The organism is Denitromonas halophila, assembly GCF_007625155.1.
GTDB classification, from domain to species: Bacteria; Pseudomonadota; Gammaproteobacteria; order Burkholderiales; family Rhodocyclaceae; genus Nitrogeniibacter; species Nitrogeniibacter halophilus.
In genome coordinates, this window is the sequence record NZ_VMNK01000007.1 from 104,787 (window position 1) to 118,865 (window position 14,079).

Genomic DNA, 14,079 nt, shown 5'->3' on the forward strand with positions numbered 1-14,079 from the left:
CTCTGCTCAAATGAAGCGCAAGGACGTGCTGCCCATGCCCTGGATGCGCAAGGTGACTGAGTCGCCCGCCGCCACCGGAATGGCCTCGGTGATGCCGCCGGAGAGGATCAGCGTGCCGGCCGGAATCTCCTCACCGCGCTTGCCCAGCATGTTGGCCAGCATGGCGATGGCCGCCGCCGGATGGCCGAGCACCGCCGCGCCAGCGCCGAGCGCGACCGGCTCGCCGTTCTTCTCCAGCACCACGCCGACGGTGCGCAGGTCCACATTGGCCACCGGCTGCGGCTGGCCGCCGATGACGAAGCGCGCGGCCGAGGTGTTGTCGGCCACCACGCTCTTCAGGTCGAACTTGAAATCGCGGTAGCGGCTGTCGATGACCTCGATGCCCGGCATGACAAAATCGGTCGCCGCCAGCACCGCGCCGATATGGCAGCCCGGTCCGCGCAAGGCGGTCTTGGTGACGAAGGCGATCTCCGGTTCGACCTTGGGGTGGATCAGCTCGGAGACCTTCACCTCGCCGGCATCAGGCACGGCATAGTAGTCGGCCATGAAACCGAACACCGGCTCGGTCACGCCCATCTGCTTCATCTTGGCGTGCGAGGTCAGCCCGGCCTTGAGGCCGACGATCTTGTGACCGCGCGCGATCTTGCGCGCCCGGATCAGGTCCTGAATGGCGTAGGCGTCATCCCAGTCCATGTCCGGGTAGTCGTCGGTGATCTTGTGGGTGTCCTGCGCTTCGAGCTCGCAGTTTTCGAGATGCTCGGCAAGTTTGGCAATGGTGGCTTGATCAAGCTTCATGCCGCCACCCCGCGCTGTTTGGCCAGATTCATCGCGGTGTCCTCGATCATGTCTTCCTGCCCCCCGACCATGCCGCGCCGGCCCATCTCGACCAGGATGTCGCGCGCCGACACGCCGTATTTCTTCTCAGCGCGCTTGGCGAACAGCAGGAAGGAGCCATACACGCCGGCATAGCCGAGGGTGAGCGCGTCGCGGTCGATGCGGATCGGGAAGTCCATGATCGGCACCACCCGGTCTTCGGCCACGTCCTGGATCTTGAACACATCCACGCCGGTCTCGATGCCCATCAAATCGCACACTGCGACCAGCACTTCCATCGGCGTGTTGCCGGCGCCGGCACCCAGGCCGGCCGCCGCAGCGTCGATGCGGTTGGCGCCGACTTCAATCGCAGCGATCGAGTTGGCCACGCCCATGGCCAGGTTGTGGTGGCCATGGAAGCCGAGCTCGGTCTCCGGCTTGAGCGCCTCGCGCACCGCGCCGAGCCGGGCCTTGACGGTGTCGGGCAGCAGATGGCCGGCCGAATCGGTGATGTAGATGCAGTTGGCGCCGTAGCTCTCCATCAGCTTGGCCTGCGTCACCAGCCCCTCGGGGCTGTTCATGTGCGCCATCATCAGGAAACCGACAGTGTCCATCTCGAGCTTGCGGGCCAGGCCGATGTGCTGTTCGCTCACATCCGCCTCGGTGCAGTGGGTGGCCACGCGGATGGTGTTCACGCCCAGTTCGTGCGCCATCTTGAGATGATCGACGGTGCCGATGCCCGGCAGCAGCAGTGCCGAGACCCTGGCCTGCTTCATCAGCGGGATCACCGTCGAGAGGTATTCCTCGTCGGTGTGCGCCGGAAAACCGTAGTTCACCGAGCTGCCGCCCAGGCCGTCGCCATGGGTGACTTCGATCAACGGGATGCCCGCCTCGTCGAGGCCGACCGCGATGTTCTTCATCTGCTCCAGCGTCATCAGGTGGCGCTTGGGGTGCATGCCGTCACGCAGGGTCATGTCATGCACGGTAATTTTCTTGCCTTTGAGTGTCATGGCACGCTCCTTACGCGGTGACGGGTTCGAGGGTGAGTTCGCCCTTGAGGATTTCCTCGGCGAACATCTCGGCGGTGCGCGCGGCGGCGGCGGTCATGATGTCGAGGTTGCCGGCGTACTTGGGCAGGTAGTCGCCCAGGCCTTCAACCTCCATGAACACCGACACGCGATTGCCGTCGAACACCGGGCCATTGACCAGCCGGTAGCCGGGCACATACTTCTGCACCTCGGCGATCATGGCGTGGATGGATTCGGTGATCTTCTGCTGGTCAGGCTCTGTCTCGGTGAGGCAGTGCACAGTGTCGCGCATGATCAGCGGCGGCTCGGCCGGGTTGACGATGATGATCGCCTTGCCGCGCTTGGCGCCACCCACCTTCTCCACCGCACCGGCGGTGGTGCGGGTGAATTCATCGATGTTCTTGCGCGTGCCGGGGCCGACCGACTTGCTGCCGACGGTGGCGACGATCTCGCCATAGGCCACAGGCTGCACCCGCGACACGGCGGCAACCATCGGGATGGTCGCCTGGCCACCGCAGGTGACCATATTGACGTTCATTTCCCGCTGGCCGACGTGCTGCTTGAGATTGACCGGCGGCACGCAGTAGGGGCCGATGGCCGCGGGCGTGAGGTCGATCATCATCGCGCCCTCGGCATTGACCTTGCGCGAGTTCTCGGCGTGCACATAGGCCGAGGTGGCATCGAAGACGATCTGCACGCCGTCGGCCTTCATGTGCGGGATCAGCCCATCCACACCCTCGGCGGTGGTCTTGAGCCCCATCTCGGCGGCGCGCTTGAGGCCGTCCGATTCCGGGTCGATGCCGACCATCCACACCGCCTCGAGCACCGGGCTGCGTTGCAGTTTGTAGAGCAGATCGGTGCCGATGTTGCCCGGCCCGATCAGCGCACATTTGATCTTGTTCATCAGTGTCCTTCCTCTTGGTTGGGGCCATGCTTGCCGACGTTCCAGCCGGTCGGGCCCAGCGTCTTGCTTGCGTTTTGCAGGGGCTCGGCCTCCAGCGTGGTGGCGAGCGAATCGTTCCAGCGGTTGAAGAAGCCGAACAGGCCGATCACGCCGAGCATCTCGACGATCTGCCCCTCGCTCCAGTGCGCGCGCAACTGGGCGAACAGCGCATCTGTCACATCGTTCGGCTGGCTGGCCGCGGCCAGGGCAAAGTCGAGCGCGACCCGCTCGGCCTCGCTGAACAGCGGGCTGCTGCGGTACTCGGCGATGGCCGCCAGCTTGTCGGCGCTCACGCCGTGGCGCATGGCGCTGGTGGCGGTGTGGGCCCGGCAGTACATGCAGCCAGCGGCCATGCTGGCCACATGCCCGATGAGCCGCTTGAGGCCGAGATCGACCTCACCTTTCGGGTCATACACCCCTTTGCTCAAGGCGATCAGACCGCGCGCGAGGCTCGGCCGGTGCGCCATGGTGAGCAGGCTGTTGGGCACGAAACCGAGCGTCTTCTCGAAGAAGGCGAAGTCCGCCGCCAGTTCGTGCGACGCATCGATGATCAGGGGGTCGAGTCGCGCCATGGTTGTCTCCTCAGACGAAGCGCACCGAGCAGCCGCCAACGCCGCCAATGGTGACGCGCAGGTTGTCGCCAGCGGCCACCGGCACCATCGCGCCGAGCGCGCCAGAGAGCACCACTTCGCCGGCCTTGAGGCCGATGCCGAGCGAACCGAGCATGTTGACCAGCCACACCACGGCATTGACCGGGTGCGCCAGGGTGGCGGCGCCGGCGCCGGTAACGACGATCTCGCCGTTCTTCTCGAGCACCATGCCGCAGGTGGCCAGATCGACCTCGCGCGGATCAACCATGCGATCACCGAGCACAAACACGCCGCAGGAGGCGTTGTCCGCCACGGTGTCCTGGATCTTGATTTTCCAGTCGCGGATGCGTGAATCGACGATCTCGAAGCAGGCCATCACCCCTTCGGTAGCGCGCAGCACATCGGCCGCGGTCACACCCGGCCCCTGCAGGTCGTGCTTGAGTACGAAGGCGATTTCCCCCTCGGCCTTGGGCTGGATCAGCGTGTTCATCGGGATCGATTCGCCCTCGTTGAACACCATGCCGTCGGTGAGCCAGCCAAAGTCCGGCTGATGCACGCCAAGCATGTTCATCACCGCCTTCGAGGTGACGCCGATCTTCTTGCCGATCACCGTCTCGCCCGCGTCGATGCGGCGCGCGAGCATGCGCTGCTGAATCTGGTAAGCGTCTTCGATGGTGATCTCGGGATGGCGCTCGGTCAGCGGTGTAAGCACCTCGCCGGTGGTCAGCGCGGTATAGAGCTCGTCGCCGAGGCGGTTGATCAGGTCCTGTTCCATGGGTCTTCCTCAGTGCGTGGATTCGGGGGTGGCTTCGGCGAGGAAATCGCCCACCAGGCGGGCGAAACGCGCGGCGTGTTCGATCTGCGTCCAGTGGCCGCAGCGGCCAAAGACATGCAGCTGGGCGCGGTCGATCCACTGCGCCAGGGTCAGCGAGTTGGCCAGCGGAATGACCCGGTCGTCGCGGCCGTGGATGACCAGCGTCTCGTGCGCGATGGCGCGGATGTCGGCCTCGGCGCTCGCCATGGCGTCCACCCAGCGCTGGCGCGGGGCCGGGAACATGGCGGCGAAGCTCTCCTGAAAGCCGGGGCGGATGCTCGCGTCGAAACGCAATTGGGCCAGCTCGTCGTTCACCAGCGTGCGATCCCAGGCAAACAGGTCGAGCAGCGTGCGCATGTTATCGAGGCTCGGCGTGTAGCCCCACACCGCGTCCAGCCCGGCGGTGATCTCGAAGGGCACGCCGACGCTGCCCATCAGCACCAGCCGGCGCACGCGCTGCGGGTGGCGAATCGCCAGCGCCAGGGCCAGCGCGCCGCCAAAGGAGTTGCCCACCAGATCGGCCTGTTCGATATCGAGCGCATCGAGCACGCCGACGGCCTGCGCCACCCAGTTGTCCATTGTGTAGTCGTAGCCGTCGGGCCGGGCGGAGAAGCCGAAGCCGGCCATGTCCGGCGCGATCACCCGCGCCTGCCTGGCCAGCGTGGGCATCACCAGGCGCCAGTTGGCCCAGGCCGACACACCCGGCCCGGAGCCGTGGATCATCAGCACCGGAAAGCCCGTGCCCATGTCGTGCACATTGGTCTCGATGCCGGCCGCGACAATGCGCTGACCGATCTCGGGGCTGGCGGCGGTCATGACGGTGCTCACAGCTTGATGCACACGTTCTTGAGTTCGGTGTAGAACTCGAGCGAATGCACCCCGCCCTCGCGGCCGATGCCCGATTGCTTGGCCCCGCCGAAGGGGGTGCGCAGGTCGCGCAGGAACCAGCTGTTGACCCACACCAGCCCCACCTCGAGCCGGCCGGCTACGCGGTGGGCGCGGGTCAGATCCTGAGTCCACACCGAGGCCGCCAGCCCGTACTGCGTGTCGTTGGCGCGACGGACGATTTCGTCCTCGCTGTCAAAGGGCTGGATCAGGGCGCAGGGGCCGAAGATCTCTTCGCGCGCAATCGCGGAGTCGTCATCCAGCCCGGTCCACAAGGTCGGCTGCACCCAGGCACCTTCGGCCATCACACCGGGCATCTGCACCGCGCCGCCCCCGGTCACCACGGTCGCTCCCAACTCGCGCGCCTTGGCGTAGTAGGACAAGACCTTGTTCTTGTGCTCCTGCGAAATCAGCGGGCCGAGTCCAGTGTCCGGATCCTCCGGGCGGCCAAGACGCAAGCCTTCGGCGCCGACCTTGAGCGCGGCAACGAACTTGTCGAAGATCGGCCGCTCGACATACACCCGCTCGGTGCCCAGGCAGACCTGGCCGCAGTTGGCGAACACCGAGCGCATGGTGCCCTCGATGGCAGCATCGAAATCGCAGTCGGCAAACACGATGGCCGGGTTCTTGCCGCCCATCTCCAGCGACACCGGACGCGAGCCGGTGGCCGCGGCCTTCATGATGGCCTCGCCGGTGCGGGTCTCGCCGGTGAAGGTGATGGCATCGACCTGCGGGTGAGTAGTGACGAATTCGCCCGCCGAGCCCGGCCCGAAACCATGCACCACGTTGTAGACGCCCTTGGGCACGCCGGCGGCATTCATCACCTCGCCGAGTAGTGCGGCAGTCTGCGGCGTCTCTTCGGAGGGCTTGACCACCACCGTGTTGCCGCAGGCCAGCGCGGGACCGACCTTCCAGGTCATCAGCAACAGTGGCAGGTTCCACGGGCAGATCACCCCGACCACGCCCACCGGCCGGCGCAGCGCATAGTTGAGCGCGCCACGCCCGTCAGGCGTCGCCATCTCGAAGAACTCGCTGGGCACGTTCTTGACCACGTCGGCAAAGATCTTGAAGTTCGCCGCGCCGCGCGGGATGTCGATATGCCGCGCCAGACTCATCGGCTTGCCGGTGTCGGCACATTCGGCAGCGAGGAATTCATCGAAGCGGGCGTTGATGCCATCGGCTACCGCATAGAGGATATCGACACGCTCGCCCACGGTCATGCGCCCCCAAGGGCCGTTGAGGGCCGCGCGGGCCGCCGCCACGGCGGCGTCCACCTCGGCCTTGCCGGCTTCGTGCACCGCGCCGATCACCGTGTTGTCGAGCGGCGAGCGCTTCTCGAAGGTCTTCGCGGTGCTGACGTATTCGCCGTTGATGAAATTGCGGATCTGGTTCATGTGTCGTTCAACCCTGTTTGTTGTCTTGTGTCACTTCCGCCCCGATGACCGCCAAAGCGGCCCGGGCGCAAGCCTCGTCCTGTTCTTCAGAAGCGCCTGAGACGCCCACCCCGCCGATCAGCACGCCGTCGATACGGATCGGCAGCCCACCGCCAAACACCACCAGCCTCGGCCGCGCCGAAAAACCGAGCTTCATGCCTTCGTCGTGACCGACAACCTTCATCCAGTCGCCCGTCGGAAAACCAAATCCCGCGGCCGTGTAGGCCTTGTCGATGGCGATATCGATCGACTGAACGAAGGCCCCCGGCATGCGCAGGAAGGCCGCCAGATTGCCGCCGCTGTCGGCCACTGCCACGTTGATGCGCACCCCGAGTTCGCGGGCATGCGCAACTGCCGCGCTCACGGCCTGCGCCGCTGCGTCGCAGCCAATGACTGCCTGGGTAACCACCACGGATTCGCGCTGAACCGATGCCATGACTGTTTGCCTTTCGCCTGTGTTGATACGAACAATATTTCGTATTATTCTCGACGTCAACACATTTTCTCGAGATTTTTATATTTCACCGAACATTGCTGTTTCGATAGAATGAGCACGTCATTCGCGCACCCGCAAAGGAACAAGGATCGCCATGAGCGACGCAGCCTTGAACAACACCACCGCCGCCCCTGATACGGGCATGGAACCCAAGACCCTGGTCGAAGGCGCCTACCGCCGCCTGCGGCGGAACATCGTCGAGGGCGTGCATCCGCCGGGCGAAAAGCTCCGGGTCGAACACCTCAAGGAGCAGTACGACGTGGGCGCCGGCACGCTGCGCGAGGCGCTGCAACTGCTGGTCACCGACGCCCTCGTGGTCGCCCAGGGCCAGCGGGGGTTTCGCGTTGCGCCCATTTCGCTGAAAGACTTCGAGGACATCACCCGCACCCGCGTGCTGATCGAGACCGAAGCGCTGCGCCAGTCCATCGCCCTGGGCGACGACGACTGGGAAGGCCGGGTACTGGCCGCGTTCCACCGCCTGTCGCGGGCCGAAGAGCGCCTTGACGACGAGGCCAGCGCGCGGGAAGACTGGGAGGAGCGCAACCGGGTCTTTCACGAGGTGCTGATCAGCGCCTGTCCGTCGCGCTGGATCCAGCACTTTCAGCAGATCCTGTATCGGCAGTCGGAGCGCTATCGGCGCCTGAGCCTGTTCCGCAACCCGATCCCGCGCGACGTGCACGCCGAACACCAGTTGCTGTGCGACACCACCGTTGCCCGTGACAGCGAGGCGGCCTGCAAGGTGCTCACCGAGCACATCCTGCGCACGCTCGACGCTGTCCGGCACATGCCGACCGAATTCCTGACGGCGGCTGCGCCGGTATCTCTGGCCCGCCAGAAGGCCGATCAGGCGTGAGCAGCCCAGTTGTCCGGGTGGCACATCGGCGAGTTCGGCCGCAGTGCGCCAAGGCCTATGAAGCGCTGGTGCGCGGCATGTTTGAAGATGCACGGCAATTACCCGGCTTCCTGGGCGCGGAGCTGACGCCGCCACTTGGCGACGGCAATGAATACCGGGTGGCGCTGAAGTTCGCCACCGATGCTGATCTCGAACGCTGGAATCTTTCGGAGGCACGCGCGCTATGGCATACGCGCCTCGCCCCACTGGCCGACGGCGACCCGGAATACCACTTGCTGTCGGGCATGGAGGCATGGTTCGTGCCGCCGCCGGTGCCCTCGGCACACCCACCCTCACGGGCGCGCATGACGGTGGTGACCTGGCTGGGGATTTTCCCCACCGTGTCGCTGCTGCTCTACGTCCTCGGCCCGGTGCTCGCGCCCCTGCCCTTCTTGCTGCGCACGGCCATCCTCACCGCCATCGTGGTGCCGTGCATGACCTACCTCGTCATGCCGCGGCTGACCCGCGCGCTGCGCGACTGGTTGCAGGCGGGCAGCTGACAACGCGTCGTGCTGCCCGCTCGGCACCGTCAGGACACCACGCTGAGGAAGCGCTCATTGAGCTTGCGGTCATGGTAGAACACCGCCGGGCCTACCTGATCGAAGGTCCACTTGATCGGCTGCTGGTCCGGATAGGTCTGGTAGCCGCCACAGAAGGTCTCGAAGCGGTTGCCTGAGGGATCGAAGGCGTAGATGGTGGTGCCGCGCGTGACGCCATGGCGGGTCGGGCCGATGTCGATCGACACCCGGTTCATGGACATGATGTCGGCCGCCCGCAGCACCTGCTCCCAACTCTCGAGCAGGAATGAAACGTGATGCAGCTTGCCCGGCTCCGGGTGGCGCACGAAGGCGATGTCGTGTGCCTTATTCGAGCAGGTCAGCCAGATCGCCAGATCGGCCTCGCCATCGTCCATCAGCACATGCTCGACCAGATAGAAGCCAAGCACGTCTTCGAAGATCTTGCGGGCGCCGTCAATGTCCGGCCCATATAACAGGCAGTGGTCGAAGCGCACCGGGTTGATGCCTTTGGCGTCGGGCACCCAGACTTCCGGATTGACGTAGGGCATGCCGTTGCCGACGTCGGTCTTCTCGGCATACAGCTCGATCTGGTGGCCCGTGGGAATCTCGAAGCGCACGCGCTCGCCGGTCTCGAGCATCTCGCCGGCGGCGATGCGCTCGGTGTGCACGCCGTAGGCACGCAGGTCGGCATCGAGTTTATCGAGCGTCGCTTGGTCGGCCACCTTGAAGCCGACGAAGTCGACGCCGGCTTCATCGGCCTCGCGGATGATGAAGCTGTTGTGGTCCCGCTCGTCCTGGGTCTTGAAGTAGACCCGGCCCTGCGTATCGCGGCCCATCTCCTTCAGGCCGATAACGTTGGTGTAGAAATCGATGCTTTGCTGGAGGTCCAGCACCCGCATCTGAAAATGGCCAGGGCGCAACACGCCGGTGATTGCCATGATGGTCTCCTTCCTCTATGCCGTCCCCGTTCGGGCGCGGGGGTATGCCCTTTTATGATCTGATGTCGTCCCGTGCGGACATCTGGTGTCGGGCGTGTCATGTCGCGTCCGGCCCAGGCCGGCACGACTTTTCTCTCTCTGCGGGGAAGTCAAACCACGGGGCCGCATCACACGGCCCCGGCACTGCAATTACTCAGCTCACGACGGCCAGGAAACGCTCATTGAGCACGCGGTCGTGGTAGAAGATCGCCGGCCCCACCTGATCGAAAGTCCAGGTGATCGGATGGTTGTCCGGGTAGGTCTGGTAGCCGCCCGAGAAGGTCTCGAAGCGATTGCCACTCGGGTCGAAAGCGTAGATGGTCGTCCCGCGCGTGATGCCGTGGCGGGTCGGGCCGATGTCGATTGACACCCGGTTCATGGACATGATGTCGGCGGCCCGCAGTACCTGCTCCCAGCTCTCGAGCAGGAAGGACACATGGTGCAGCTTCCCCGGTTCCGGGTGCATCACGAAGGCGATGTCGTGCGCCTTGTTCGAGCACGACAGGAACACCGCCAGGTTGCTCTTGCCGTCTTCCATCAACACGTTCTCGGTGGTGTAGAAACCCAGCACCTCGGTAAACAACTTCTCTACCTCAGTGATGTTCGGCCCGTACAGCAGGCAGTGGTCGAAGCGCACCGGGTTGATGCCCTTCTGATCCTGCACCCACACCTCGGGGTTGGTGTAAGGCATGCCATTGCCCACGTCGGTCTTGTCGGCATACAGCTCGAAGTGATGGCCTGTCGGCGCCTGGAAGATCACACGCTCACCGGTCTCGAGCATTTCACCCGCCGGGATGCGCTCGGTGCTGAGCCCGAAGGCGCGAATATCGGCCTCCAGCCGGTCCAGCGTGGCAGCGTCCGCCACCTTGAAGGCCATCGCGTCGATGCCGGCCTCGTCGGCTTCGCGCAGAACGACCGAGTTGTGATCGCGCTCGTCCCAGGCCTTGAGATAGACGCGACCTTGAGCATCGCGCCCCACTTCCTGCAGGCCCAGCACGTCACGGTAATGCTTGACGCCCTCTTCAAGATCGAGAACGCGAAGCCGGACATGGCCGGGTCTGAGAACACCATTGATCGCCATTTTAAGTCTCCTTCTGCGGTATCGAGCGCCCTCGCCGGGCCGCCCGTCCGCAGTTTTGTTATGTCATGGAATGGAAGATATTTGTCTATTATCTCGACGTCAACATATTTTCTCGAGATTTTAAATTCGCTTGAACAACGGACTGCGTACCTGCTGCGCATCGGCCGCGGAAATGAACTTCTCGGTGTAGATGTCGTTCTCGAACAGTCGCCCCTGCATCAGCGCACCGATGCAGGCATCGATCATCAGCGGCGGGCCGCACAGATAGGCCTTGTGGCCGCGGAAGTCGTTGTCGAAGTGGGCCGTCGCCGCCTCGTGCACATAGCCGCGAAAACCGCCCCAGTCCGTCCCCGCCGGCTCATCTGACAGCGCCGGCACATAGCTGAAATTGGCATGGCGCTCGGCCAGCGCGAGGAAGTCGTCGTGGTAGTACAGCTCGGCCCGGGTACGCTGGCCATACACCAGCGTGATGGGCAACTCACAGCCTGATTCGAGCAAGTCGAGAATCATGCTGCGGGGGCTCGACAAGCCCGATCCACCGGCCATGAAGATCAGCGGCGCCTGCGCCGACTTGCGCACGAAGAAGCGCCCGTAGGGCCCGGACAGCGTCATCCGGTCGCCCACCGCCAGCCGTTCGTGCAAAAAGGTGGTGCCCGCCCCACCGGACACGATGCGCACGTTCAGTTCGATCTCGCGGCCGCTGCTTGGCGCATTGGCCAGCGAGAACGCGCGTGAGCCGACATCGCCGGGGATCTCGAGGTTGATGTACTGCCCGGCCTGAAAATGCATCGGCTCATCGAGGGTGATGAAGATGCCCTTGATGGTCGGCGTCAGCGCCTCGATACGGCTCACCGTGCCGGAGAAGTCGCACACCGGAATCGATTCGGCGTCGGGCTCTTCTTCGATCTCCGCCTCGATGGTCACATCGCTTTGCAAAGTGGCGCAGCACGCCAGGGCCTTGCCTTCATCGCGCTCAAAGTCCATCAGCGCGAAGCTCGACGCCTCGCCGTGCTCGACCTCGCCGTCGAGCACATCGATCTTGCAGGTCGCACACAGGCCATGACAGCAGGCATGCGGCAACCAGATGCCGGCACGCAAGGCGGCGTCGAGAATGGTTTGGTCATCCTCCACTTCGATGGTCGTGCCGAGCGGTTCAATCGTCAGTTCGTAGCTCATTGCTGTTCTCTCTCGGGGATCCGACCCCGCGGCCAGGGTGCGTCAGGCCGCGGGTGTCGCGGATCAGCTGCAGGAGCCCTTGATGCCGGTCAGGCCAGGCGTGCGGAAGCGGAGCACGTCCTTGTGCTTGAGTCCGTTTTCGGCCAGCGACTTGTCCAGGTCGGGCGCCCAGGGCTTGCCAGACTTGAACCACTCGGCGGTGCTCCAGTCGATTTTTGCGAAATCCGGGTGATAGCCAAAGGCATCCGGCAGCGCCTGCTCGACCACCGCCCGGAAGGGCATCGTCGGCGGAAAGGGAAAGGCGAAAGGCGCGCAAAACAGCAAGTGGTCTTCCCAGCCGACGTACAGCAATTGGGCACCATGGAAGTTTTCGAGCCGGTCGGCGGGCTCGAATTGGTACGCTTTTACGGCAGCAACAGCCATGTCTCATCTCCTTCGTCGCGCCGGGGCGGTGTGCCAGGCGAGGTACTTGACCTCACCTGAGCAGACACCCTCCCCTGACGCTGTATCGGTTCAATGTGGTCTCGGTTCTGGAGGGCACGGCGAGGCGCCCGCAAGACGGTGCACCCGCCGCCGCCCTCCACCGCTCACACGTTTTTGGTCGCCATGCCACGCCAGGCGTCGAAGTTCTTCTGGTCCTCCGAGCCCTCGAAATCGAGGTTGTCGCGGCCGGATTCGAAGTGGTAATAGTCGAGCACCGCAGCCAGCGGATCGAAGCCCTCCACGGTCGGATCGGTGCCTTCCGGGAAGCAGTTGCCTTGGTAGATCTGATGCACCGGCAACCACGCCTGCACGTACTTCTCGGGCTCGTGCTCGAAGATCGCCTTGCAGTGATCGGAGCAGAAGTGATACTTCGACTCCTTGTAGTCGACCTCGCGATAGCAGATCTTGGTGGGGTCGCCCGGCTCGGTGAACACCATCGGAATCTGGCAGGTCTGGCACAGCATCGGCAGGGTCTTGTTGTAGAAACGGTTGCCCTTGGCGGCCTGCTCGCGCCAGTACTCCATGCGCGGCCGGTAGTACTTGTCGTAGCTGTCCGGGTACTTGGCTGACAACCACGCCATCTCGTCTTCGTCCGGCACCCAGGTGTGGAAGTTGGCGGCCGCAGCGTAGTTGTAGAAGGTGCTCCAGGCCTGGTGCGACAGGTGGTCCTTCTCGAGTGCGATCTGCTCGGCACACTTGGGCATGGTGATGCCGTAGCGGGCCAGATCCTTGAACAGGGCACCGCCGTTTTCCTCGAAGTAGATCTCCCAGGCTTCCTTCCAGCTCATCGTGCGCTTGGGCAGCATGTAGTCCATCATCATCGCCACCAGGGTCAGCACGCGATAGCCGCGCCAGGTCCACTTGTCGATCCAGCGCTGGACGATGGGCAGGTTGTCCGGATCCTGTTCGAGGATGAACTTGATCACCTCGAGGCCGAGCGTCATGTGACGGGCCTCGTCCGACTGGGCCGAGAAACCGAAGGTCATGGTGCCCATGTCGCCGTTGTAGGCGGCGCCGGACACGAAGGGCACGAACAGCAGATTGGTCAGCACATACTCGAAACTGAATCCGATCGACACCATGAACTCGAACGGACCGGCGGTAATCGCATCGTCGAAGAAGCTTTTCGGCACCGACAAGAACCACACCCGGTCATGCGCATGATGGAAGTCATGCATGCCGTTGTAGTACTTGTTGTAGTTGGCCACGGCATGCACCTGGGTCTGGGCATGGCGGATCTCATCCAGCGACTGCATCAGGCAGGCGACGCGCGGCCCGGCACCCGGAAACTGGCGGCCGGCGTGGGCAAAGCCGCGGTGTGCCACATATTCGAGCGGGCTGATGCCACTGACGAACAGCTTGACGGTGTTGATGTAGCGCGCGTCGGTCACATTGAGGTGGCCGTTGTTCTGGTTGAAGGCGTCCAGCACGGCATACAGCTTCCGTTCCTTCTCGGCCTGGTATTTCCAGTAGGCATCCATGGTCAGGCGGAACGGGTCTTCCCACTTGTCCCAGTCGTGAATCTTGATGCCCTCGTAGCTCATGTAGGGATAGATGTCTTCCATCTTCTGGTAGGACGGAACCCAGTCCAGGCCGCGCGTCATCACCGCATAACGCTCTTTCAGACCCAGCTTTTTCTTTGCAACTTGCATATCCATGTCTCTGTCTCCTTGCGCGTCAGGCGTTCCAGTAGAGCGTCATTTCGTCGTCGGTCTGGTCGAGGTTGCCCGACATGGTGATCAGGTTGATCTGCAGCTCCTGCAGGTCGTAGGAACGCCCAATCAGCTCCTCGATGGTCTCGCGACGGATGACGAGCTTTCCATCGGCATCGATCTTCACCATCGCCGGTGCTTCATTCACGATCGCGTCAGGGTTGTCCTGCACGATGGCCTCGACGATCGGGCGGGTGTCTTCGTTGGTTTGTAGCGCGATAAATACGGTCGACATCGC

The 14,079-nt window shown here is 64.0% G+C and carries 16 protein-coding genes; 2 read left to right on the top strand and 14 right to left on the bottom strand.

Going from position 1 to position 14,079, the window contains the following annotated elements; all coding sequences use genetic code 11:
• Positions 1–6 precede the first annotated feature (6 nt).
• From dmpH to FHP91_RS10010, 8 genes are read right to left on the bottom strand one after another with little or no spacing between them, the layout of a single operon-like run.
• Positions 7–795 carry a 2-oxo-3-hexenedioate decarboxylase gene (gene dmpH, locus FHP91_RS09975; RefSeq protein WP_144309452.1) on the bottom strand — a complete coding sequence of 263 codons (789 nt, stop codon included), beginning with the start codon at positions 793–795 and terminating at the stop codon, positions 7–9.
• Positions 792–1,823 (bottom strand): 4-hydroxy-2-oxovalerate aldolase, encoded by a 1,032-nt coding sequence (gene dmpG / locus FHP91_RS09980; RefSeq protein WP_144309453.1) that lies wholly within the window; start codon positions 1,821–1,823, stop codon positions 792–794. The genes dmpH and dmpG overlap by 4 nt, the downstream gene beginning before the upstream one ends.
• A 10-nt stretch (positions 1,824–1,833) precedes the next feature.
• On the bottom strand, positions 1,834–2,748 hold the full coding sequence (locus tag FHP91_RS09985) for an acetaldehyde dehydrogenase (acetylating) (RefSeq protein WP_144309454.1): 915 nt from the start codon (positions 2,746–2,748) through the stop codon (positions 1,834–1,836).
• Positions 2,745–3,356, bottom strand: coding sequence for a carboxymuconolactone decarboxylase family protein (locus FHP91_RS09990; protein ID WP_144309455.1), 612 nt, complete (start codon positions 3,354–3,356; stop codon positions 2,745–2,747). The genes FHP91_RS09985 and FHP91_RS09990 overlap by 4 nt, the downstream gene beginning before the upstream one ends.
• A 10-nt stretch (positions 3,357–3,366) precedes the next feature.
• A complete protein-coding gene (gene dmpE, locus FHP91_RS09995) occupies positions 3,367–4,149 on the bottom strand; it encodes a 2-oxopent-4-enoate hydratase (RefSeq protein WP_144309456.1) in 783 nt (260 codons plus the stop codon).
• Between the two features lie 9 nt (positions 4,150–4,158).
• Positions 4,159–5,004 (bottom strand): alpha/beta fold hydrolase, encoded by an 846-nt coding sequence (locus tag FHP91_RS10000; RefSeq protein WP_144309457.1) that lies wholly within the window; start codon positions 5,002–5,004, stop codon positions 4,159–4,161.
• A gap of 8 nt (positions 5,005–5,012) precedes the next feature.
• A complete protein-coding gene (locus FHP91_RS10005; protein WP_144309458.1) occupies positions 5,013–6,467 on the bottom strand; it encodes a 2-hydroxymuconic semialdehyde dehydrogenase in 1,455 nt (484 codons plus the stop codon).
• A gap of 7 nt (positions 6,468–6,474) precedes the next feature.
• Positions 6,475–6,942: a GlcG/HbpS family heme-binding protein gene (locus tag FHP91_RS10010; RefSeq protein WP_144309459.1), complete on the bottom strand. Its 468-nt coding sequence runs from the start codon at positions 6,940–6,942 to the stop codon at positions 6,475–6,477.
• A 154-nt stretch (positions 6,943–7,096) separates the two neighbouring features.
• On the opposite strand from FHP91_RS10010, the gene FHP91_RS10015 reads away from it, so the two are divergent.
• Both FHP91_RS10015 and FHP91_RS10020 read left to right on the top strand, forming a co-directional pair.
• Positions 7,097–7,855, top strand: coding sequence for a GntR family transcriptional regulator (locus FHP91_RS10015; protein WP_144309460.1), 759 nt, complete (start codon positions 7,097–7,099; stop codon positions 7,853–7,855).
• Positions 7,852–8,394 carry an antibiotic biosynthesis monooxygenase gene (locus FHP91_RS10020; RefSeq protein WP_144309461.1) on the top strand — a complete coding sequence of 181 codons (543 nt, stop codon included), beginning with the start codon at positions 7,852–7,854 and terminating at the stop codon, positions 8,392–8,394. Before FHP91_RS10015 ends, FHP91_RS10020 begins: the two co-directional genes overlap by 4 nt.
• A 29-nt stretch (positions 8,395–8,423) precedes the next feature.
• Here the strand turns inward: FHP91_RS10020 and FHP91_RS10025 are convergent, their stop codons facing one another.
• The 6 genes from FHP91_RS10025 to FHP91_RS10050 all read right to left on the bottom strand — a co-directional run bounded on the left by FHP91_RS10025 (position 8,424) and on the right by FHP91_RS10050 (position 14,076).
• Positions 8,424–9,350 carry a catechol 2,3-dioxygenase gene (locus FHP91_RS10025; protein ID WP_144309462.1) on the bottom strand — a complete coding sequence of 309 codons (927 nt, stop codon included), beginning with the start codon at positions 9,348–9,350 and terminating at the stop codon, positions 8,424–8,426.
• Positions 9,351–9,543: 193 nt separating this feature from the next.
• Positions 9,544–10,470, bottom strand: coding sequence for a catechol 2,3-dioxygenase (locus FHP91_RS10030; RefSeq protein WP_144309463.1), 927 nt, complete (start codon positions 10,468–10,470; stop codon positions 9,544–9,546).
• Between the two features lie 120 nt (positions 10,471–10,590).
• On the bottom strand, positions 10,591–11,646 hold the full coding sequence (locus tag FHP91_RS10035) for an NADH:ubiquinone reductase (Na(+)-transporting) subunit F (protein ID WP_144309464.1): 1,056 nt from the start codon (positions 11,644–11,646) through the stop codon (positions 10,591–10,593).
• Positions 11,647–11,709: 63 nt separating this feature from the next.
• Positions 11,710–12,069, bottom strand: a complete 360-nt coding sequence (locus tag FHP91_RS10040; RefSeq protein WP_144309465.1) for a phenol hydroxylase subunit P4 — start codon at positions 12,067–12,069, stop codon at positions 11,710–11,712.
• Between the two features lie 164 nt (positions 12,070–12,233).
• Positions 12,234–13,787, bottom strand: coding sequence for an aromatic/alkene/methane monooxygenase hydroxylase/oxygenase subunit alpha (locus FHP91_RS10045; protein ID WP_144309466.1), 1,554 nt, complete (start codon positions 13,785–13,787; stop codon positions 12,234–12,236).
• A gap of 19 nt (positions 13,788–13,806) precedes the next feature.
• Positions 13,807–14,076 (bottom strand): MmoB/DmpM family protein, encoded by a 270-nt coding sequence (locus tag FHP91_RS10050; protein ID WP_144309467.1) that lies wholly within the window; start codon positions 14,074–14,076, stop codon positions 13,807–13,809.
• Positions 14,077–14,079: the final 3 nt, after the last annotated feature.

Bases quoted from the DNA above. Each gene is read 5' to 3' on its own strand.
- dmpH (WP_144309452.1), bottom strand. From the start codon at position 795: ATGAAGCTTGATCAAGCCACCATTGCCAAACTTGCCGAGCATCTCGAA.
- dmpG (WP_144309453.1), bottom strand. From the start codon at position 1,823: ATGACACTCAAAGGCAAGAAAATTACCGTGCATGACATGACCCTGCGT.
- FHP91_RS09990 (WP_144309455.1), bottom strand. From the start codon at position 3,356: ATGGCGCGACTCGACCCCCTGATCATCGATGCGTCGCACGAACTGGCG.
- dmpE (WP_144309456.1), bottom strand. From the start codon at position 4,149: ATGGAACAGGACCTGATCAACCGCCTCGGCGACGAGCTCTATACCGCG.
- FHP91_RS10000 (WP_144309457.1), bottom strand. From the start codon at position 5,004: ATGACCGCCGCCAGCCCCGAGATCGGTCAGCGCATTGTCGCGGCCGGC.
- FHP91_RS10005 (WP_144309458.1), bottom strand. From the start codon at position 6,467: ATGAACCAGATCCGCAATTTCATCAACGGCGAATACGTCAGCACCGCG.
- FHP91_RS10010 (WP_144309459.1), bottom strand. From the start codon at position 6,942: ATGGCATCGGTTCAGCGCGAATCCGTGGTGGTTACCCAGGCAGTCATT.
- FHP91_RS10015 (WP_144309460.1), top strand. From the start codon at position 7,097: ATGAGCGACGCAGCCTTGAACAACACCACCGCCGCCCCTGATACGGGC.
- FHP91_RS10025 (WP_144309462.1), bottom strand. From the start codon at position 9,350: ATGGCAATCACCGGCGTGTTGCGCCCTGGCCATTTTCAGATGCGGGTG.
- FHP91_RS10030 (WP_144309463.1), bottom strand. From the start codon at position 10,470: ATGGCGATCAATGGTGTTCTCAGACCCGGCCATGTCCGGCTTCGCGTT.
- FHP91_RS10035 (WP_144309464.1), bottom strand. From the start codon at position 11,646: ATGAGCTACGAACTGACGATTGAACCGCTCGGCACGACCATCGAAGTG.
- FHP91_RS10040 (WP_144309465.1), bottom strand. From the start codon at position 12,069: ATGGCTGTTGCTGCCGTAAAAGCGTACCAATTCGAGCCCGCCGACCGG.
- FHP91_RS10045 (WP_144309466.1), bottom strand. From the start codon at position 13,787: ATGGATATGCAAGTTGCAAAGAAAAAGCTGGGTCTGAAAGAGCGTTAT.
- FHP91_RS10050 (WP_144309467.1), bottom strand. From the start codon at position 14,076: ATGTCGACCGTATTTATCGCGCTACAAACCAACGAAGACACCCGCCCG.